Source organism: Brevibacillus ginsengisoli (genome assembly GCF_050113715.1).
GTDB classification, from domain to species: Bacteria; Bacillota; Bacilli; order Brevibacillales; family Brevibacillaceae; genus Brevibacillus_H; species Brevibacillus_H ginsengisoli.
In genome coordinates this window covers 374559-393507 of sequence record NZ_JBNJQR010000003.1, presented here as the reverse complement: position 1 = coordinate 393507, position 18949 = coordinate 374559, and the positions used below count along the sequence as shown (strand labels likewise).

Annotated in this window: 19 protein-coding genes; 1 reads left to right on the top strand and 18 read right to left on the bottom strand. The window is 48.2% G+C overall.

What is annotated here, in order from left to right; all coding sequences use genetic code 11:
* Positions 1-7 precede the first annotated feature (7 nt).
* From ACQCN2_RS09045 to ACQCN2_RS09030, 4 genes are all read right to left on the bottom strand, one after another.
* A complete protein-coding gene (locus ACQCN2_RS09045; protein WP_426928561.1) occupies positions 8-478 on the bottom strand; it encodes a GNAT family N-acetyltransferase in 471 nt (156 codons plus the stop codon).
* A gap of 130 nt (positions 479-608) precedes the next feature.
* Complete coding sequence (locus tag ACQCN2_RS09040; protein ID WP_426928560.1) at positions 609-1331, bottom strand: amino acid ABC transporter ATP-binding protein; 723 nt, start codon at positions 1329-1331, stop codon at positions 609-611.
* Entirely contained in the window at positions 1324-1983 is a 660-nt protein-coding gene (locus tag ACQCN2_RS09035; protein ID WP_426928559.1) for an amino acid ABC transporter permease, read from the bottom strand. Before ACQCN2_RS09035 ends, ACQCN2_RS09040 begins: the two co-directional genes overlap by 8 nt.
* 27 nt (positions 1984-2010) lie before the next feature.
* Positions 2011-2820 (bottom strand): transporter substrate-binding domain-containing protein, encoded by an 810-nt coding sequence (locus ACQCN2_RS09030; protein ID WP_426928558.1) that lies wholly within the window; start codon positions 2818-2820, stop codon positions 2011-2013.
* A 290-nt stretch (positions 2821-3110) separates the two neighbouring features.
* Between ACQCN2_RS09030 and ACQCN2_RS09025 the strand changes: the two genes are divergently transcribed.
* Positions 3111-4241, top strand: a complete 1131-nt coding sequence (locus ACQCN2_RS09025; protein ID WP_426928557.1) for a M20 family metallopeptidase — start codon at positions 3111-3113, stop codon at positions 4239-4241.
* Positions 4242-4341: 100 nt separating this feature from the next.
* Here the strand turns inward: ACQCN2_RS09025 and rpe are convergent, their stop codons facing one another.
* The 14 genes from rpe to ACQCN2_RS08955 form a co-directional block, all read right to left on the bottom strand.
* Positions 4342-4989, bottom strand: a complete 648-nt coding sequence (gene rpe, locus ACQCN2_RS09020) for a ribulose-phosphate 3-epimerase (protein ID WP_426928556.1) — start codon at positions 4987-4989, stop codon at positions 4342-4344.
* Complete coding sequence (gene rsgA, locus ACQCN2_RS09015; protein WP_426928555.1) at positions 4983-5873, bottom strand: ribosome small subunit-dependent GTPase A; 891 nt, start codon at positions 5871-5873, stop codon at positions 4983-4985. The genes rpe and rsgA overlap by 7 nt, the downstream gene beginning before the upstream one ends.
* Positions 5874-5917: 44 nt before the next feature.
* Positions 5918-7888 carry a Stk1 family PASTA domain-containing Ser/Thr kinase gene (pknB, locus tag ACQCN2_RS09010; protein WP_426928554.1) on the bottom strand — a complete coding sequence of 657 codons (1971 nt, stop codon included), beginning with the start codon at positions 7886-7888 and terminating at the stop codon, positions 5918-5920.
* Positions 7889-7893: 5 nt separating this feature from the next.
* Positions 7894-8658, bottom strand: a complete 765-nt coding sequence (locus tag ACQCN2_RS09005) for a Stp1/IreP family PP2C-type Ser/Thr phosphatase (protein ID WP_426928553.1) — start codon at positions 8656-8658, stop codon at positions 7894-7896.
* 5 nt (positions 8659-8663) lie between these two features.
* Positions 8664-9734, bottom strand: a complete 1071-nt coding sequence (gene rlmN, locus ACQCN2_RS09000) for a dual-specificity RNA methyltransferase RlmN (RefSeq protein ID WP_426928552.1) — start codon at positions 9732-9734, stop codon at positions 8664-8666.
* Between the two features lie 471 nt (positions 9735-10205).
* Positions 10206-11546, bottom strand: coding sequence for a 16S rRNA (cytosine(967)-C(5))-methyltransferase RsmB (rsmB, locus tag ACQCN2_RS08995; protein WP_426928669.1), 1341 nt, complete (start codon positions 11544-11546; stop codon positions 10206-10208).
* A 14-nt stretch (positions 11547-11560) separates the two neighbouring features.
* Positions 11561-12523 carry a methionyl-tRNA formyltransferase gene (gene fmt / locus ACQCN2_RS08990; RefSeq protein WP_426928551.1) on the bottom strand — a complete coding sequence of 321 codons (963 nt, stop codon included), beginning with the start codon at positions 12521-12523 and terminating at the stop codon, positions 11561-11563.
* A gap of 2 nt (positions 12524-12525) precedes the next feature.
* Positions 12526-13002 carry a peptide deformylase gene (def, locus tag ACQCN2_RS08985; RefSeq protein ID WP_426928550.1) on the bottom strand — a complete coding sequence of 159 codons (477 nt, stop codon included), beginning with the start codon at positions 13000-13002 and terminating at the stop codon, positions 12526-12528.
* Between the two features lie 13 nt (positions 13003-13015).
* Positions 13016-15463, bottom strand: coding sequence for a primosomal protein N' (priA, locus tag ACQCN2_RS08980; protein WP_426928668.1), 2448 nt, complete (start codon positions 15461-15463; stop codon positions 13016-13018).
* Positions 15464-15468: 5 nt separating this feature from the next.
* Positions 15469-16689: a bifunctional phosphopantothenoylcysteine decarboxylase/phosphopantothenate--cysteine ligase CoaBC gene (gene coaBC, locus ACQCN2_RS08975; protein WP_426928549.1), complete on the bottom strand. Its 1221-nt coding sequence runs from the start codon at positions 16687-16689 to the stop codon at positions 15469-15471.
* A 110-nt stretch (positions 16690-16799) separates the two neighbouring features.
* A complete protein-coding gene (gene rpoZ / locus ACQCN2_RS08970) occupies positions 16800-17006 on the bottom strand; it encodes a DNA-directed RNA polymerase subunit omega (RefSeq protein WP_426928548.1) in 207 nt (68 codons plus the stop codon).
* Between the two features lie 3 nt (positions 17007-17009).
* Positions 17010-17624 (bottom strand): guanylate kinase, encoded by a 615-nt coding sequence (gmk, locus tag ACQCN2_RS08965; protein WP_426928547.1) that lies wholly within the window; start codon positions 17622-17624, stop codon positions 17010-17012.
* 21 nt (positions 17625-17645) lie between these two features.
* On the bottom strand, positions 17646-17906 hold the full coding sequence (gene remA, locus ACQCN2_RS08960) for an extracellular matrix/biofilm regulator RemA (protein ID WP_425654455.1): 261 nt from the start codon (positions 17904-17906) through the stop codon (positions 17646-17648).
* Between the two features lie 24 nt (positions 17907-17930).
* Positions 17931-18812 (bottom strand): YicC/YloC family endoribonuclease, encoded by an 882-nt coding sequence (locus ACQCN2_RS08955; protein WP_426928546.1) that lies wholly within the window; start codon positions 18810-18812, stop codon positions 17931-17933.
* Positions 18813-18949 lie beyond the last annotated feature (137 nt).

The following is an 18949-nucleotide window of genomic DNA, read 5'->3' as shown; positions in this document are numbered from 1 at the left end:
TCCTCTTTTATAGTTTTTTTACAAATAAGACCCTGTCATTCGATTTACCATCATAATCGGAAGCAAATGAGACGCCATCCACCATTTGATCTCCCGCTTCTTTGTCAAAGCCCATTTGGGTATGGAACGCGATCGAGCCTTTATTAACAGGTGAGGTTATACAGCGTACCGTGTCACAACCGCTCTGGCTGACTGTGGAGAAGAACTTCTCGTATAATTGTCTGCCCAGCTTCTTCTCTCTATGTGCGGGATGGACTCCGACAAAATGGATATACGCTTCACGCGGATGACTCTGCGAAATGAAACCGCATAAAAATCCAATCAACTGACCATTCTCCTCGATCACAAAGCTTGTATTGGAAAAATGCACGAAGAACAATCTAGGCAGCAGGTGAGCCATCTGTCTGCCGCCCCACCAGTCGTTAAGGACAGAAGTGACGGCTTGAAAATCAGCTTCACGCAGGTTGCGAATGAGCATCTAGATACCACCTTTCCTGTTAGTTAGAAAACTCGGCTATGCCTAAGCCTTTGGCGAGAGCAGAGTCGTAGTTGCACTTATCTACCAAAAAAGCCGCTGGTATGACCCAAGCGGCTTCGTTACGTTCTTCTTATAACATTTTCTCAAGAAATTGTCTAGCTCTCTCGCTGCGTGGATTCGTAAAAAACTCCTGTGGAGAAGCATCTTCCACCAGTCGTCCCTCGTCCAAAAAGCAGATACGATCCGCAACTTCACGGGCGAAGCCCATCTCATGAGTTACAATCGCCATGGTAATCCCGGTATGCGCCAAAGACTTCATAACTTCCAACACCTCTTTGACCATCTCTGGGTCAAGTGCGGAGGTCGGTTCGTCAAACAGCATGATTTCCGGTTCCATCGCAAGCGAACGGGCAATCGCCACACGCTGTTTCTGTCCACCAGATAATCGATTCGGATACACGTCTGCCTTGTCAGAGAGACCGACACGCTTAAGCAAATCCATCCCCTTCTGGCGGGCAACATCCTTGGAGATGTTTTTTACCTTGGTCGGGGCGTACGTGATATTTTCTAAAACCGTCATATGCGGAAACAGATGAAAATGTTGGAACACCATCCCGATCTTCTGGCGGATGCTCATAATATCAGTTTTGGGCGCTGTAATATCTGCCCCTTCAATATAGATGTGCCCTTGTGTTGGAACTTCCAGGAGGTTCATGCAACGCAAGAAGGTTGATTTCCCCGACCCGGACGGACCGATGATGGCTACGACATCACCTTTGTTGATTTCAAGGGAGATGTCTTTCAACACATCCAGCTTCCCGAAAGACTTGTGTAAACCCTCAACTTTAATCACTGCGGCGCATCCTCCTTTCCAAAGCCTTGGCCGCTCCAGTCAATACCATAACCATACAATAGTAGAGCAAGCCAGCGAACAAATAGGGCTCGAAGTAGATAAACTTCTCGGCGCGAACCACGTCAGCGCGACGCATGATATCCATGACACTGATCGTCGACACAAGCGCGGATTCTTTCAGCAATGCGATACTCTCATTCACCAGCGCAGGCAAAATGTTCTTGAACGCCTGCGGAAAAATAATATCGATCATCATCCGTCTGTATGGAACGCCCAACGCCATCGCCGCTTCACGCTGTCCCTTATCCACAGCCATAATCCCGCCACGAATGGTCTCCGAGATATATGCCGCTGAATTCAAGCTAAACGCGATCACTCCGGCAGTAAGCGCAGGAATATCGTAATGGGTTAACTGCGGCGTTGCATAATAAATCAGTGATAATTGCAAGATGAGCGGCGTACCACGAAAAATCGATGTATACACAACAGCAAACCATTTTAATGGACGAATGGGAGAAATCTTAAACAAGGTAAGAATTGTTCCCAGTACAAAACCAATGATTAAGGAGAGAAAAGTGAATTGAAGCGTGACCAATATCCCTTGAAGTATAAAAGGGATAGAGGGCACGATTCGTGAAAAGTCCAAATCCATGCCCTACATCCACCTCACGTTACGTTATTATTGTTTTTCGAACCATTTTTTGATCAGTTTATCCAGCTCTCCGGAATCTTTCAGCTTTTTGATCGCTTTGTTAAATTCTTCTACATGAGTAGAGCCTTTCGGGAAAGCGACCGCCGAGCCATTCCCCCCTGCGCTTGGAAGTGTGTTGAACTCAATGTCAGGGTTAGAAGTTGAATAGCCTTTGGCAACAGTATCTTCAATGATCGCCGCGTCAATACGGTGGGATTTCAGTTCTTGAACGATATCGCCAATTTTATTAAGCGGTACGATTTGCATTCCTTGAACTTTCTTAGCCATTTCCTTCGCGTCGCCCTCTTGAATGGAGCCAAGCTGTACGCCTACTTTTTTGCCTGCCAAGCTTTCCGGTGTTTTTAAATTACTGCCTTTTGGCGCAACGATTGAATTCTTCGCTTCATAGTAGATCTCGGAAAAGTCCACATTTTTCTTGCGCTCATCCGTTGGAGTCATCCCTGCCATAACGAAATCCACGCGTTTGGCTTGAAGTGCCGGGATCAAACCATTGAAGTCAGAATCCTTGACTTCAAGCTGATAACCCGTTTCTTTGGCGATGTAATTGGCAATGTCTACGTCGAAGCCTTTAATCTCATCATTTCCGCTTGATGTATCGTGGAATTCATACGGAGGATAGTCCGCAGAAGTTGCCATCACAATCTTTTGAGCTGGCGCGGATGCTTGTCCTTGACCAGCTTGATCTTTATTCTGACTAGCGGTTCCACAGCCTGCAAGTACAGAAACTGCCAATACAGAGGTGAGCGCTAGCGTTACGAACGATTTCATTTTTTTCATGTTAGTAGCCTCCTGTAAATTAAGTAGTGAATAGGAATACATTTAGATAAACAACCGATAGGATAATAACGAAGGAACAACAAGGATTCCGTTTCCGATGATTATTTATAATTATTCATCACAATGATTATTTTAATCATTTCATAAACTATTTCAACCTTTTTCGACTCGATTAAACAAATTCTTTCTTTTGCGAATATTACATCTACTCTTCGTATCACAAATGTTTTGCAAACTGTTACATCTTGTAAGAAGATAAAATGGAACAAAGTAAACAGGAGGTATCCAAAATGTTATCGAATTGGACATCTTATTTTGCCGATAAATTAGACGAAATGATCAACGAGCTGCATACTTATGTGGAAATGGAATCTCCCACCCATAACAAGCAGGCTGTAGATGAACTGGGAGACTTGATCCGCCAGCGTTTCCTTCAACTTGGTTGCACAGTGGAAACCATTTCTCAGCCCGTATACGGCAATCAGCTTCGCATCGAGTATGGACGAGGAGATGAACAGATTCTGATCCTCGGCCATTTTGATACGGTCAAGGAGATCGGAACCATACATAAAGAACCGTGGCGACTAGAGGACGGAAAGCTGTACGGGCCGGGAATTTTTGATATGAAATCAGGAATTGTGTTTAGTTATTATGCCCTGAAAGCGATTATTGATGAAAAATTGACCCTCAATAAAAAACTCGTTTTCTTGTGGAATACGGATGAAGAAGTCGGAAGTCCCTCCTCCCACGAATTAATTAAAGTAGAAGCGGCTAAAAGTGCCGCCGTTCTTGTCATCGAACCCGCTTACGGGAATGGGTTGTTAAAAACAAGCCGAAAAGGCGGCGGTGAGTTTACGCTGCGTGCCTATGGCCGCGCCGTACACGCCGGTAACGATCATGCCAGCGGTGTGAACGCCATTGAAGAGTTGTCACGACACATCCTCACGATCCAATCCTGGACGAACTATGAGTTGGGCACTACCCTCTCGGTGGGCAAAATCTCAGGAGGAACCGCATCCAACGTTGTTCCTGAGTTTGCCGAGGCCATCATTGACGTGAGAATACAAAAATTGTCCGAAAAAGAAGCGATCGAGTCACGGATGGCCGCCTTGCAACCGGTCCACCCGCTTGCTCGCCTGGAAGTGGTAGGCGGAATCAACAAGACGCCAATGGAGCGAACAGAGGGAACCGCCAAATTGTTCGAGATCGCGTCGGAGCAAGCCCGATTGGAAGGTTTCAAGCTTGGAGAAATTGGAGTTGGCGGAACAAGCGACGGAAATATCGCCGCTTCCGTAGGAGCTAGTGTGCTGGATGGCTTAGGGCCGGTAGGAGATGGCGCACACGCTTCCCATGAACATATCGTTGTCGATGCGATCCCTTCGCGAATTGCGCTGTTGCTTCGTTTGTTTACGACACTATAAATCCCCACAACGGGACATGAGAAACCAACAGAGGAGCAAGCAAAGGGTAAAACAAAAGCGCGTACCCCTATGAGTACGCGCTTTCCTATATTATTTTGGATTAACCGCGAATGGCTGCAATCGCTTGAGCACGATCTGCCTGGTTAAATACAGCGGAACCTGCCACCAACACGGTTGCTCCCGCTTCCTCGCATAATCTGGCTGTCTCTGGGTTTACCCCACCATCAATCTCAATCTCTACGTGCGATAAGCCACGTTGGTCAAGCATTTGACGAAGTTCTTTTACTTTAGGCAAGACACTGTGAATGAACTTCTGCCCTCCAAAGCCCGGGTTAACGGTCATCAAAAGCACCATGTCCAGATCAGGAAGAATCGATTCAATGGTGATGAGTGGAGTTGCCGGATTCAGGACCACTCCCGCTTTGACTCCTTGCTCTTTGATCAAGTGAATGGTGCGGTGCAAATGGCGGCACGCTTCCTGATGGACTGCAATGATATCAGCGCCAGCTTTGGCGAATTGTGGGATATATTGGTCTGGATTCTCAATCATCAAATGAACATCAAGAGTGAGCTTGGTTACAGGACGTACAGCTTCTACGATCAGCGGGCCAATTGTGATGTTCGGAACAAAATGACCGTCCATGACATCGATGTGAATCCAGTCGGCTCCCCCACGTTCTACATCCAGAATCTCTTCTCCTAATTTGGCGAAGTCCGCTGATAGGATAGATGGTGCGATTTTTACCATGGTTTATTCCTCCGTTGATATTCTTTCAGTTCAAGAGAAAACTGCTTGTAATTCTCATATCGGCCGGCATCGATCTCGCCGGATTCTACTCCCGTTTTCACCGCACAGCCAGGTTCTTGAAGATGAAGACATCCGCGAAACTTGCACTGTTCCGATACTTCCTCAAAATCCCGAAATGATTGGGCTAAAGACAAATCATCAATCCCGATAAAATCGAGTGAGCTAAATCCCGGGGTATCCGCTACATATCCCCCATCCTCCAATGGAATTAACTCGACATGACGCGTCGTATGTTTGCCTCGTCCCAGCTTCTCGCTCACTTGGCCTGTCATAAGGCTTACGCCAGGAAACATGGCATTGATCAGTGAAGATTTACCCACACCTGACTGTCCAGCAAATACAGAGATTCGGTTGGTCAGCGCCTGCTGCACCTGATCGTATCCATATCCTTGTTTCGTTGAGGAAGGGATGACCGTGTAGCCAATCCGCTGATAGGTGCGCTTAATTTGTTCTATTTCTTCTTCATCCGCCAGATCTGCTTTGGACAAGACGATGATGGCGTCAATTCCCGCATTCTCTGTATGGACGAGGAACTTATCCAGCATGACGGATGAGAAATCCGGCTTTCTCATTGAAAAGACCAGGACGGCAACCTCCACGTTGGCAATAGGCGGGCGGATTAATTCGGTTGTCCGAGCACCCACCTCCATGACATAGCCTTCGGAATCGTTAATGGCGTCGTAAACAACCCAATCTCCTACTAGCGGATTTACTTTGGCATCCTTCTTTTTAAATAAACCGCGGGCCCGGCATTGAATCACCCGGTCCTGGTCAGCTACATAGTAAAACCCGCTGAGTGCTTTCACGATTCTACCTTCTGGCATGCATGTACCTCCATGTTTTTTGTGTCAAAAACGAACATGACCTGTTACTGTAAATCGTTGCTATTATACTTGACCGCATATTTGGCGATGGTTTGATTCTTCACAGCGTCCGTGCTTTTCACGATCTCAATCGTTCCATCCTTCGTTGGCGATAGCACAAGTGGAACCTTGTACTCCGTCAGAGGCTGCGAAACGACCTCTTGCAAAGCGACCTGTCGGTTTCCTCTGGCGTCATCCACCAGAATGCGAATTTCAGCCGTTTCCCCTTCGGCGAGTTGCACCGTTACCGGATAAGATCCAATCTTGGCATCGGATGGATATTCACCGCTTGACACAACCAATGGAACCGCCGTTCCCGCAGGCACATCCATGTTCGCGTCGTACGGATGTGTAGAGATGACAATATCTGGCCGCGTCTCTGTGTAGGATGGCTGCTTCGTCACCTGACCGTACGTCAAACCAGCCTGCAACAACAACAACTTCGCACGGTCGAGGGTTTCCCCTACCACTTTAGGCATTTTACTCATCTGTTGCCCTTTGCTTACATACAACTGGACAACCGTATCGGAAGGAACAATATCCGATCCTGGTGCTGGAACCTGGTCAATAATTTGTCCGGCTGGGATATTATTGTCCTCCTTCTCAATGATCTTGACGTCTTTGAAATTCTGGAGCTTGAGTTGTTCCTGCACGGACGATTGGCTGTTGCCAATGTAATTCGGCATGGAAATTGCCTGCTGACCTTTGCTGACGACAATGACGACCGTTCCGTTTTCTTTCATCCGCATCGGAGGAGCCGGATTCTGTTCGATGACTACGCCCTCTTCCACCTTGGTATCATAGCGGGTCTCTACTTTTGGAATCAGCTTGGCCTCCTTAATCTTCGCTTCGGCAATCTCTTGCTTCGTGCCCTGCACCAGCGGAACCGGATACTCCGGCACGTGGAAGATCTCCATCGCGTAATTAAACCCGAAGATCGCTAACACGATAAAGAGTGCAGCAGCCCCGACCCAACCGGCCGCCTTGATCAGCAGTTTGCGCGGATTTTTCTCTTCTTTCTGTTCCTCACCGTTCCGTGTACGTGAAATCCCCTGCCGATCTTGTCTGGAGTTCTCGAGCATCTCTGGAGTGATCGCTGGAATCACGCGAGTCTCTTCGTCATCCTGTGGAAAATTGATCTTGGGTTCGTTCAATCGTTCCTTGGACAGACAGGTCTCCAAATCTTTTAACATCTCCCGAGCCGTAGCATAGCGAAGGAACGGATCTTTTACCAATGCTCGCAAAATTACATTTTCGACACTTTGCGGAATATCGGGGTTAATATCTCGCGGATGCGGAAGCGGATCCTGTAAATGCTTCAAGGCAACCGAAATCGGTGATTCACCCGAAAAGGGCAGTTGACCTGTAACCATCTCATACAAGACAATCCCCAATGAATAAATATCCGATTTCTCTTGCGTGAGTCCGCCTCTTGCCTGCTCTGGTGAAAAGTAATGAACAGACCCTAGCACAGAGCCTGTATGGGTAATCGTTGCAGAAGTTACTGCCCGAGCAATCCCAAAATCCGTTACCTTCACTCGTCCATTACTGCCGATCAAAATATTATGTGGCTTAATATCACGGTGAATAATCTGATTTTGATGGGCGTGATCCAGTGCGTCACAAACCTGCTTAGCGATTCGTACCGCTTCCTCTACCGGCAAAGATCCCTCTTGGTTAATCACATCTTTCAGATTCAAACCATCAACGTACTCCATCACCATGTAGTATGTATCTTCGTCCTGTCCTACGTCGTAGACACTGACGATGTTGGGATGCGAAAGACTTGCGACGGCTTGCGCTTCCCGACGAAAACGGTTGATAAAATCCTCATCTATACCAAATTGGGGTCTTAAGATTTTAACGGCAACTGGACGGTTCAGCACTAGATCCTTGGCTTTGTAGACAATCGCCATGCCACCGCCGCCAACTTTGTGCTCAATTTGATAGCGTCCACCTAAACGTTGACCTTCCATTCTTCTCACCCCTCTTTCCAACAGACATCAACGGGCTTGGCAATGTTGCGAACAGCCACACAAGTAATATTGTCTTCGCCGCCAGCGTCCAAAGCGAACTGAACCAAGGCATCTACCTGCTCTTGCAGAGAGATCGGCTCTTTCAACCATTTCTCCATGACGGTTGAAGGCACTTTGCCGCTTAGACCATCCGAACAAAGCAGCAATACGTCACCATTTGTCCAGGTAAATTCGCCCAGATCGACCCGTACGGTTTCTTCCGTTCCCAACGCTCGCATAATCACATTGCGCTGCGGATGAAAAGCGGCCTCTTCTAATGTAATCTGGCCATTGCGCACCAATTCCTGTACTAAGGTGTGATCCTGTGTTCGCTGAGTCAATACGCCATTTTCGTACAAATAGATTCGGCTGTCGCCAATATGGGCAATGGCTCCACCTTTTGTGTCCATGATTGAAGCAACGACGGTCGTTCCCATCCCACTGCATTCTGGATGAGACTCCGCATACCGAAATACTTCTTCATTCGCTTGCAAAACAGAGTTCATCAGCTTCTCTCTTTCATCCTCGGAAGTAAGTAGTAGAGAGGGCTCACGAAACTCTTCAACGATTCGCTCCACGGCCATTCTGCTCGCTACATCACCCGCTTGATGTCCTCCCATGCCGTCCGCTACGATTGCCAGGACGTGTCCATTCTCATCAACCGTGCAAGCATAGTAATCCTCATTCAACTGACGAACACAACCGATATGGGTCTTCATCGCTATTTCCATCTATCTCACCCCATTGTTTCTTTGGCGTGCTGCGCGCGTAATTGTCCACAAGCGGCCGCAATATCACTTCCATGCTCACGCCGTATGGTTACGTTGATTTTGTGTTTATCCAGGATTCGTTTGAAATTAAAAATCTCGTCTTTTGGCGTCCGAACGTAATCTCGCTCAGGAACATAGTTGACCGGAATCAGATTGACGTGGCACATCAGATCGCCAATGAGTCGCGCCAGCTCTTCCGCATGCTGTGGCTGATCATTCTGTCCGCCAAACAAGCCGTATTCAAACGTAATGCGACGACCAGTTTTGGCCACGTAATAGCGGCAGGCTTCCATGAGTTTCTCTAACGGGAAGCCTTTGTTGATCGGCATTAGCTTCGTACGAAGTTGGGTATTCGGCGCATGCAGCGAAATGGCCAGATTGACTTGGCCTCCCTGCTCTGCGAATTCATAGATTTTCGGGATGATCCCGCTGGTGGATACGGTAATGTGGCGCTGTCCAATACACAAACCACGGTTATCGTTGATGATGTGAAGGAAAGCAATCAGGTTATCAAAATTCTCAAAAGGCTCCCCAATCCCCATCACGACGACATGGCTCGCGCGCTCTTCGTCTTGATCCAAAGCCTTTTGCGCCATCAACACCTGCGCCACAATCTCACCGGCTTCCAAATTTCGTTTGAGACCGCTTAACGTAGACGCGCAGAAAGTACAGCCAATTCGGCAACCTACCTGCGTCGTCACGCAAATGCTGTTCCCGTAGTTGTGTCTCATGATGACCGTTTCAATCGCGTGTCCATCGATTAGTTGAAATAGAAACTTAATCGTTCCATCTTTGGATTCCTGGCGAGTAATCTCCTGCATGGCATCCATACGGAATTGATCGGACAGCTTTTGGCGCATGTCCTTGGAGAGATTGCTCATCTCGTCAAAAGACCCTACACGCTTTACGTACAGCCAATCATAAATTTGTTGGGCGCGAAAGGCCTTCTCGTTGTTTGCAACCAGCCAGTCTTTCAACTGATCCAGTGTCAGACTGTAAATCAGCGGTTTGTAACCTGTCGTTGTTTCTATCGCCATATGTTAGCTTCACCTTTGTCCTTCATTTTACTTGATTGCGGCTATTCATCAGTGTTGATGAAAAATGTTCACTATTCCTCATTGTACCCTTTTCCTATCAAAAGGAAAAGGAATCGCAAGAACTAGAAAAGCCTTCGTCCCCGCTCCCTCTGTTTAAGCTCGCTTGTAGCAACTACTGTCCGCTTCGTTCACTGCGGAAGGGAGTCGACAAGAAAATCACTTCGCTTCTCACTGATGTAAAGAATGCCGACTCTTTTCCTTCCTACGTTCTCTACGCTTAGTTTCGCTTAAAATGAGCTCACAGTGGACGAAGACTTTTCTTCGAGTGGCTTACGCGAAAGGAAAAAGTTCAACTGCTTTACGAATGTAAAGCACTTAAACTTTTGGATTAATGAAACAAAGGAGTGAACCTCCGCCAACGCCTGCGCGGAGATGCCACTCCTTCCTGCTACCATTTGTTTGAATTGCAACTTACCCTTTTCGGCGAATACGGGAAATGAAGAAGCCATCACTGTCAAAATGATGCGGCAGGATTTGAACAAATCCATGGGTTTCTGTCATCTGTTCTCTTATGCGCTCCGGCAAATCTGCTTTCAAAGTCGTATCCAGCTCAAATTCCGGATGTTCCTCACAGAAGCGGATAATCATATCCTGATTTTCTTTGGGATCGATCGTACATGTACTGTACACCATGAGACCGCCCGGCTTCAACAGCTTAGAGACCTGCGACAAAAGGGATAGTTGAACCTGCGCGATTTCCTTGATATCTTCCGGCTGTTTGTTCCACTTGATATCCGGTTTGCGGCGGATCACACCAAAACCCGTGCAAGGGGCGTCCAACAAAATACGATCAAACTGACCCAGATCTTGCTCCGGCAAATCAGCCGCATCAGCGACGAGCGTCTTGATGATGTCGATGCCTAACCGGCTGGCATTTTGTTCAATCAGATCACGTTTATGCGGATGCACATCACATGCGATAATTTCGCCTTGATTTTGCATAAGTTCAGCTATATGGGTGGTCTTCCCTCCCGGCGCGGCACAAGCATCAAGTACGCGCATACCCGGCTTGGCGTTCAACGCGGGTCCAACCAGCATGGAACTCTCATCCTGAATGGACAGATAGCCTTCCTGAAACCAGCTTGTCCCCGCCGCATGTCCGCCCAATATCAAACCGTCTGGCGATACCTGCGAGAAATCTGCTTCTGGATACTGTTCACGAAGCTTTTGAAGCAACTCGTCCTGAGCGATTTTCAAGCGATTGACCCGTACCGATGCGTGAGGAGGACGATTGTTGGCAGCACAGATAGCACGCGTAACCTCTTCTCCGTAGAGCTTGATCCAGCGCTTCACTAACCAGGCTGGATGAGATTCCTCGAAGCTAAGCCGCTCCACTTTATTGCCTTGTGGCGGTGTATCCCACGTGTCTGGCTGACGAATCACACTGCGTAAAACCCCATTCACCATTGAGGCAATTCCTTGATGACCGCGCTGTTTGGCAATCTCAACCGCTTCATGGACGGCTGCCCGTTCAGGCACACGATCCAGGTAACGAACCTGATACAAGCTTAGGCGAAGCAGGTTCAATACCCACGGCTGAAGCTTGGCCGCACCGCCTTTTACAAAACGGGAAATAACCGTATCCAGTGTATAGCGACGCTGAATCGTTCCATACACCAGTTCGGTAACCAGCCCGATATCGACTGAAGCCAAATCGTGCTGGGATAAAACATGCTTCAGCTCCAGATTACTATAAGAGCGATTTTCATCGATTCGCGTTAGAATTTCCAGAGCGATTTCACGCGCTCCCATTCGTTTCGTTCTTGTCACTGGGTAGTATCTCCCAACTTGGAACCGACTTGAACCTGGCTTCCGGCACCTTTGAGGAAGTCAGCCATGCTCATGCGTTTCTTTCCTTCTGGTTGAAGCTCTGTAACCTTGACACTGCCCTCACCGCAAGCCACGATCAGTCCGTCCGACTCACGAGCGATAATCGTGCCAGGTTCTCCATGAACTTCCTGTACAGCCATTTTTTCCACCCACCAGATTTTCCATACCTTACCCTCATATTGGGTATAGGCTACTGGCCACGGATTCAACCCGCGAACCTGGTTGTAGATGCTTTGGGCCGATTTTGCCCAATTAATCAGCTCATCCGAACGTTTGATATTGGGAGCAAAAGTCGCCTTTTCATGGTTCTGCGGTTGTGCTTCAATCTCACCAGATAAAAGCTTTGGCAAGGTTTCGATTAAAAGCGCGGAACCGGCTTCGGCCAATTTATCGTGCAAGGTGCCAACTGTGTCGCGTTCTTCAATAGGCACGACGACTTTGGAAATCATATCGCCTGCGTCAAGCGCTTCTACCATGTACATGATGGTAACCCCTGACTCAGATTCACCATCCACGATACACTTATGGATGGGAGCTCCCCCTCTATATTTGGGCAAAAGAGAGGCGTGCACGTTAATGCAACCGAAGCGTGGAGCATCCAGCAATTCCTTCGGCAGAATCTGTCCGTAGGCAGCTGTGACAATAAGCTCTGGCTTCGTTTCGCTTAAAATTGTTTCGAGCGCGTCCGCTTGGCGAATTTTTTCCGGTTGATACACCGGAAGTCCATGGCGCATTGCGGCTTCCTTCACTGGAGGTGGAGTCATCACTTGTTTGCGTCCGACAGGTCGATCCGGCTGAGTAACGACAGCAACTACCTGATACCCGGCGCCGATCAAAGCTTCTAGGCTTTGCACCGCAAAATCAGGTGTGCCCATAAACAGAATGCGTGCGTCTTTCAAGCTTACTCGCCTTCCTCACCTGGTTTGATTGGATACACTTTATCCGCAACGTCAATGAACAATACTCCGTTCAAGTGATCGATCTCATGCTGAGCGCAGCGAGACAACAAATCTTCTGCTTCAAGCTCAAATACATTACCGTCGCGATCTTGTCCGCGCAGCTTCACCCATTTGTGACGACGAACATTGCCGCGAAGACCTGGGATACTCAAGCAGCCTTCCGGATAGTCGAATTGTTCCCCTTCAAACGCAATAATTTCTGGGTTCACCACTTCAAGCAAGCCGTCTCCGCAATCCATTACGATGACGCGTTTGAGGATGCCGACCTGTGGAGCCGCCAAACCTACTCCATCCGCGTCGTACATCGTATCCGCCATATCATCGAGCAGTTTATGAAGATTGGAATTGAACTTGGTTACTTCCTTGGCTTTCTCTCTTAAAACAGGATCTGGGTGTTTCACAATCGTACGAATTGCCATATGTATCTTCCTCCTATAAAAGCATCTGCGGGTCTACATCTATGGTCACCTGCACGTGATGCTGTTTCATTTCTTCTTCAAAATGGGCGGTCGTCTGCGCGAGCAAGTCGACCAGTTTCGGTTCATCACGATATTTTAGCATGAGTTGAAAGCGAAATCTATCTTTGATGCGCGAAATGGGAGAAGCAACCGGTCCCAAGAGAATTGTGGTGGGGGCAATCCTTGTACGCAGATACTGCGCGTATTGCTCCGCCGCGCGAATCACCATTGGCACATCCTCATGAGAAAACGTAATCAGCACCAACCGAAAGAACGGCGGATAGCCGGTCATTTTGCGATATCGCATTTCCTCGGCAAAAAACGCTTCATAATCATGGTTGGTCGCATGCCGTATGCTGTAGTGCTCGGCTGTATAGGTCTGAATCAGCACTTTACCCGTGAGCTCATGCCGTCCCGCTCGCCCGCCTACCTGCGTCAGCAGTTGAAAGGTTTTCTCCGCTGCCCGAAAATCAGGCAAGTGCAAGGAAGTATCAGCGGCGATGACGCCTACCAAGGTCACTCGCGGAAAATCAAGTCCTTTGGCAATCATCTGGGTCCCGAGTAGGATGTCACCTTGTCCCGTGCGAAACTTGTTCAATAGTTCTTCATGCGCACCTTTGCGCGAAGTCGTGTCAACGTCCATGCGAATCACCCGTACGCCGGGGAACAACCGGGCAAGCTCTTCTTCGATCTTTTGCGTACCCGTTCCAAAGAAGCGAATATGCTCACTCTGACATTCTGGACAGTGCTTAGGTTGAGTCGTCGCGTATCCGCAGTAGTGACAACGGGCGGTATGGTTGGTTCGATGATAGGTAAGCGAAATCTCGCAATGCGGACAGCTTAAGGTGTACCCGCAAGAACGGCACATGACAAAAGTGGAATAGCCGCGTCGGTTGAGGAACAGGACAATTTGCTCTTTTTTCTGCAAACGATCTTGGATCAAGGTGTGCAGCTCTCGACTGAACATCGAGCGGTTGTCCGTGCGTAGCTCATCCCGCATATCCACGACCTCGACCACAGGAAGCGGCCTTTTTCCTACCCGTTCCTTCATCGTCAACAGCTGATAGCGTCCACGTGTAGCAAGCGCATACGTCTCTAATGCAGGAGTGGCGCTGCCGAGAATCAACACGCCGTTGTTTTGTTTCGCGCGCCACATTGCCACATCTCTCGCATGATAGCGCGGCGTCTCCTCTTGCTTGTAAGAGCCCTCATGCTCTTCATCAATAATAATCAGACCGAGATTGCGGAACGGTGCAAAGATCGCTGAGCGAGCTCCGACGACAAGCTTCACTTGGTTGCGCTGGATTTTGCGCCATTCGTCATAGCGTTCTCCCTGTGACAAAGCACTGTGCAATACAGCGACGCGATCTCCAAACCTTCCTTTCAGTCGTTCGACCATCTGCGGAGTCAGCGAGATTTCGGGTACGAGCAAAATCGCTTCCTTCCCTTGCTTCAATGTATGCTCAATGGCTTCAAGATACACTTCTGTCTTCCCGCTCCCTGTCACCCCATGCAATAAAAAGGAGGCAAAGACTTCGTCGTGAATGGAAGCCAAAATCGGAGCGAGCGCTAACTCCTGTTCTTCGGTAAAAGGATGCTTCACACCCGGAGTAAACTCCCGATTAGCGTATGGATCGCGGTAGACTTCACGCTCGGTTTGTTTGACCCAGCCTTTTTGGACGAGTGTGGTTATCGTACTGCGGGAGATGTCTAGCTGGTCCATGATCTCTTTGACGGCAATCGGCTGATTTTCTTCCACTAATCTCGTCAGCACCCGTTTCATCCGCTCGGATCGGCTGGGAAGTGTCGTAATCTGTTCAAACGCTTGGGCTGTCGGGATGTCAAGGGAAATCACGGTTTCTTTTTTGCGGGTAATCCGGTCCTTCACCTGATATTCATAGGTAAGCATCCCTGCCTTAATCCATGCCGGAATCATCGTCAACTCATCGGCAAAGCGCTTCTCGACTTCACTGATGGCAAGCGTCCGATGCAATTGCAGATAGCTAAGCATTGGGGAGAGCTTCGTGACATGTTCATCTAGTTCATTGGCGATACACAGGTATTTCTCCGATTTGCTTCTGAGTACCGCTGGAATCATGGATTGAAGGGCCATGACATACGGGCAGAGGTATTGTTTGCTCATCCATGCAGCCAGTTGAATTAACTCTGGCGTAAGCGGCGGAACATCGTCCAACACTTCCAGAATCGGTTTGAGCTTCTGGGTTGGGGCATCCAGATCGGATGCTTCCGTATCATTGGATTCCATCAGTCCCACGACATAACCCTGCAACTTACGCGGCCCAAAGCCAACAACAACCCGGCTGCCCACCTCAATGAGCGGAAGATGGTAATCTCTTACCAGATAATCAAACGGTCGATTAATCCTCGATACCGCCACATCAACGATAACTTGGGCAATCATTTTCATCACTTCTTCGGCTCCGATAGAGCAGATTTCTCAAGCACCTGATCGAGAATGCGATTGGCCACATCGTATTTGCTCATCATTGGAATCTCGAGCTGATCACCGTCTTTGGTATACAGTGTCACGATGTTGGTATCACTGCCCATTCCGGCACCTTCCGTCAGTACATTATTCCCGACGATCATGTCGCAGTTTTTGCCATTCAGCTTGTCGATTGCATACTTGGACAAATCCTGTGTTTCAGCCGCAAAACCTACAATATACTGATCGGCTCTGCGACGCTCGCCAATGGTTTGCAAAATATCCGGAGCTTTCTCCAACTCAAGGGTCAGCCCCTCTGATTTTTTCTTCATTTTATGTTTATGGGTTTCCTTAGGACGATAATCGGATACAGCAGCCGCTTTGATGACAATATCGGTTTGCGGCATAGCTTCCATGACCGCAGCGAACATCTCTTGAACGGATTCTACCGCGACGAACTTAACGTCCGTTGGTTTATTCAGGGAAGTAGGGCCACTAATCAAGGTCACATCGGCTCCACGCTCTCTGGCGGCTTCGGCAATGGCATACCCCATTTTTCCCGTCGAGTGATTGGAAATGTAACGGACAGGATCAATTTTCTCCCTTGTTGGCCCAGCCGTCACCACCACTCGCTTGCCTGCCAAATCCTGCGGGCGTTGAAAAAATTGCGTGACAATCTCCACAATCGTCTCTGGTTCTTCCATGCGCCCTTTTCCTACCCAGCCACAGGCAAGATTTCCTTCCGCTGGTTCAATAAATCGGTAGCCAAACCCGGCAAGACGCTGCATATTGGCTCTGACTGCCGGATGCTGATACATGTTCACGTTCATGGCTGGGGCAATCATGACAGGTGCTTTGGTTGCCAACAACGTTGCACACAGCATATTATCCGCTATTCCATTCGCCAGCTTGCCAATCAGATTGGCGGTTGCCGGTGCAAGAATGATCAGATCGGCTCTGTCCGCCAAATCAATATGCGAGATCACTTCCGCATTAGGCTCAACAAACGTATCGGTATACACCGGGTGATGAGAGAGCGCCTGAAAAGTAAGTGGCTGGACAAATTTCTGCGCCGATTCCGTCATCATGACATACACATCGGCTCCGGCCTGTGTAAGCTTACTGGTAAGGGCCGCCGCTTTGTACGCGGCAATCCCACCACTTACACCTAATACGATGGTTTTTTTCTGCAACGGCTGCATCGATCGATCTCCCCTTTTCCCAAAAAACGCATGAACACTTCTTCCATGGGCTTAAATAAATGAAATAATAGTGAAGCCAAGTGAAAAAAAACAACCTGCGAGGAGGTTGTTTACTTTCGTACGTCGTTATTTTCGAACACAATGTTGTCGGTGATTAGCTCTTCCAAAGCTTGACCTACATATTTGCGGGAAAACGGTCGGGTAATCTGAAGATCGTTTTTCTCCCGTAATTGGCGCGCGCGCTTGGACGCGACTGTCACCAGAATGTATTTGGACTCCACTTTCTCTGTCAATTTATCAATTGATGGAAATAACATCAATTATTCCTCCCTTAACCATCTGCGGTATTTATGAATTTGGCGTTCTTTTTTCAGGTGTTCTGCTGTCACAATCGCTTGAATTCGATTGCAGGCGCATTCGATCTGATCATTGACCACAACGTAATCGTATTGGTCCATTAACTCGATCTCATAGCGCGCCATATCCATGCGCTTGCGGATTGTTTCTTCCGTCTCCGTGCCGCGTCCGACAATTCGGTTCTGCAGCTCGGCTAGATCCGGCGGTGCCAAGAAAATAAATATTCCCTCAGGAAACTTCTCTCGTACTTGTAAGGCTCCCTGAACCTCAATCTCCAAAATCACGTCACGGCCACTATCAATAGTTTCCTGAACAAACTGGCGAGGTGTACCGTAGCAATTCCCTACGTATTCTGCCCACTCCAACAGTTCATCCTGCTCAATCATTTCTTGAAATTCCTGTTTCGATTTAAAGAAATAATTAACCCCATTGACTTCTCCTTCTCGAGGAGCTCGAGTAGTGGCTGAGACAGAATAGACGAGATCGGGCATTTGCGGGCGCAACGCTTTGCATACCGTTCCTTTCCCTACGCCGGAGGGTCCAGAAAGAACCAGTAGCATGCCTTTATCAATCTCCATGTTGCCAATTCATCTCCTACTCTATTCATCAGACTCGTCGTCTTTATTGGTTAAACGTTGTGCCACCGTTTCGGGTTGAACGGCTGACAGAATCACATGGTCACTATCCGTGATGATGACCGCGCGCGTCCTTCTGCCATACGTAGCATCCACAAGCATGCTTCGGTCACGCGCTTCCTGGATAATCCGCTTAATCGGCGCCGATTCTGGACTTACAATGGAGATAATCCGATTGGCGTTGACGATATTGCCAAAACCGATATTAATCAGTTTAATCGCCATAGAAGTAGCCGCCTCCTTTCTTCCTCACTCTATGTTTTGAACTTGCTCTCTCATTTTTTCAAGCTCTGTTTTCATCTCTACAGCGAGGGTTTGGATGGGCAAGTAGTTCGCTTTCGAACCGATTGTATTCACTTCCCGATTCATCTCCTGTAAAAGAAAATCAAGCTTACGCCCGACGGCATCTTCATTCTCCAGTTGTCCCGCAAATTGATGAATATGGCTTCCCAATCGCGTAATCTCTTCTGTAATATCAGAACGGTCGGCGAACAAGAGAACTTCCGCCGCGAACCGCGCTTCATCCAGTGACGTATCCTTAAGGAAAGCGGATAGACGTTGCGACAGGCGGTTTCGGTACTCTTCTACTACCTGGGGAGCGAGGTTTTTGATCTTCTCTGTCCATTCCAAGATTTGCTGAAGACGACTCTGCAGGTCCAAAGCCAAGCTGCGGCCTTCTGTCTCCTTCATAGCCAATAATTCATCGGCTGCGTCTTCCACAACTTGTATGATCCAATCGGCCAATTCTTCTACGGGAATCGCCGGCGCTTGATCAGCATGAATCATCCCTGGCAACAAGAGTAAATCTCGGGTCGTCATCGACTCTGGAATAGAGAAACGCTCATGAAGTTGGGCGGACAAGGACATATAATGCTCAGCCAGTTGCCAGTTCAATTGCGCTTCTTGTGTATGTAAAGGATTTTGTTCGATGGAGATGTTGATCTCCACGCGTCCACGCCTTACCCTTTTGGCTATTTCTTTCTTGATTGGATCTTCCATGATTCCCCACGATTTCGGCAGACGGACGATCCATTCACCATAGCGATGATTGACCGCGCGCATTTCGACGATTAATCGAACCGAACCGTATTCTGCTTCTTTTCTACCATAGCCTGTCATACTACGAATCATGGGTTTCACTTCCATAGACATAAAATCGTTAACTTATTATAGGAGACAATCTTTCCTGATGTCAACTTATCACAAGATGTGCTTCCTTCAACCTAGTGTGGTAAACTGGGTGAATACATTCGTACGTTTGAGGTGAA

What these genes read in the sequence shown, in the direction of transcription:
- ACQCN2_RS09045 (WP_426928561.1), bottom strand. Translation starts at nt 478, where the DNA reads ATGCTCATTCGCAACCTGCGTGAAGCTGATTTTCAAGCCGTCACTTCT.
- ACQCN2_RS09035 (WP_426928559.1), bottom strand. Translation starts at nt 1,983, where the DNA reads ATGGATTTGGACTTTTCACGAATCGTGCCCTCTATCCCTTTTATACTT.
- ACQCN2_RS09030 (WP_426928558.1), bottom strand. Translation starts at nt 2,820, where the DNA reads ATGAAAAAAATGAAATCGTTCGTAACGCTAGCGCTCACCTCTGTATTG.
- ACQCN2_RS09025 (WP_426928557.1), top strand. Translation starts at nt 3,111, where the DNA reads ATGTTATCGAATTGGACATCTTATTTTGCCGATAAATTAGACGAAATG.
- rpe (WP_426928556.1), bottom strand. Translation starts at nt 4,989, where the DNA reads ATGGTAAAAATCGCACCATCTATCCTATCAGCGGACTTCGCCAAATTA.
- rsgA (WP_426928555.1), bottom strand. Translation starts at nt 5,873, where the DNA reads ATGCCAGAAGGTAGAATCGTGAAAGCACTCAGCGGGTTTTACTATGTA.
- pknB (WP_426928554.1), bottom strand. Translation starts at nt 7,888, where the DNA reads ATGGAAGGTCAACGTTTAGGTGGACGCTATCAAATTGAGCACAAAGTT.
- ACQCN2_RS09005 (WP_426928553.1), bottom strand. Translation starts at nt 8,658, where the DNA reads ATGGAAATAGCGATGAAGACCCATATCGGTTGTGTTCGTCAGTTGAAT.
- rlmN (WP_426928552.1), bottom strand. Translation starts at nt 9,734, where the DNA reads ATGGCGATAGAAACAACGACAGGTTACAAACCGCTGATTTACAGTCTG.
- rsmB (WP_426928669.1), bottom strand. Translation starts at nt 11,546, where the DNA reads ATGGGAGCGCGTGAAATCGCTCTGGAAATTCTAACGCGAATCGATGAA.
- def (WP_426928550.1), bottom strand. Translation starts at nt 13,002, where the DNA reads ATGGCAATTCGTACGATTGTGAAACACCCAGATCCTGTTTTAAGAGAG.
- priA (WP_426928668.1), bottom strand. Translation starts at nt 15,463, where the DNA reads ATGATTGCCCAAGTTATCGTTGATGTGGCGGTATCGAGGATTAATCGA.
- coaBC (WP_426928549.1), bottom strand. Translation starts at nt 16,689, where the DNA reads ATGCAGCCGTTGCAGAAAAAAACCATCGTATTAGGTGTAAGTGGTGGG.
- rpoZ (WP_426928548.1), bottom strand. Translation starts at nt 17,006, where the DNA reads ATGTTATTTCCATCAATTGATAAATTGACAGAGAAAGTGGAGTCCAAA.
- gmk (WP_426928547.1), bottom strand. Translation starts at nt 17,624, where the DNA reads ATGGAGATTGATAAAGGCATGCTACTGGTTCTTTCTGGACCCTCCGGC.
- remA (WP_425654455.1), bottom strand. Translation starts at nt 17,906, where the DNA reads ATGGCGATTAAACTGATTAATATCGGTTTTGGCAATATCGTCAACGCC.
- ACQCN2_RS08955 (WP_426928546.1), bottom strand. Translation starts at nt 18,812, where the DNA reads ATGATTCGTAGTATGACAGGCTATGGTAGAAAAGAAGCAGAATACGGT.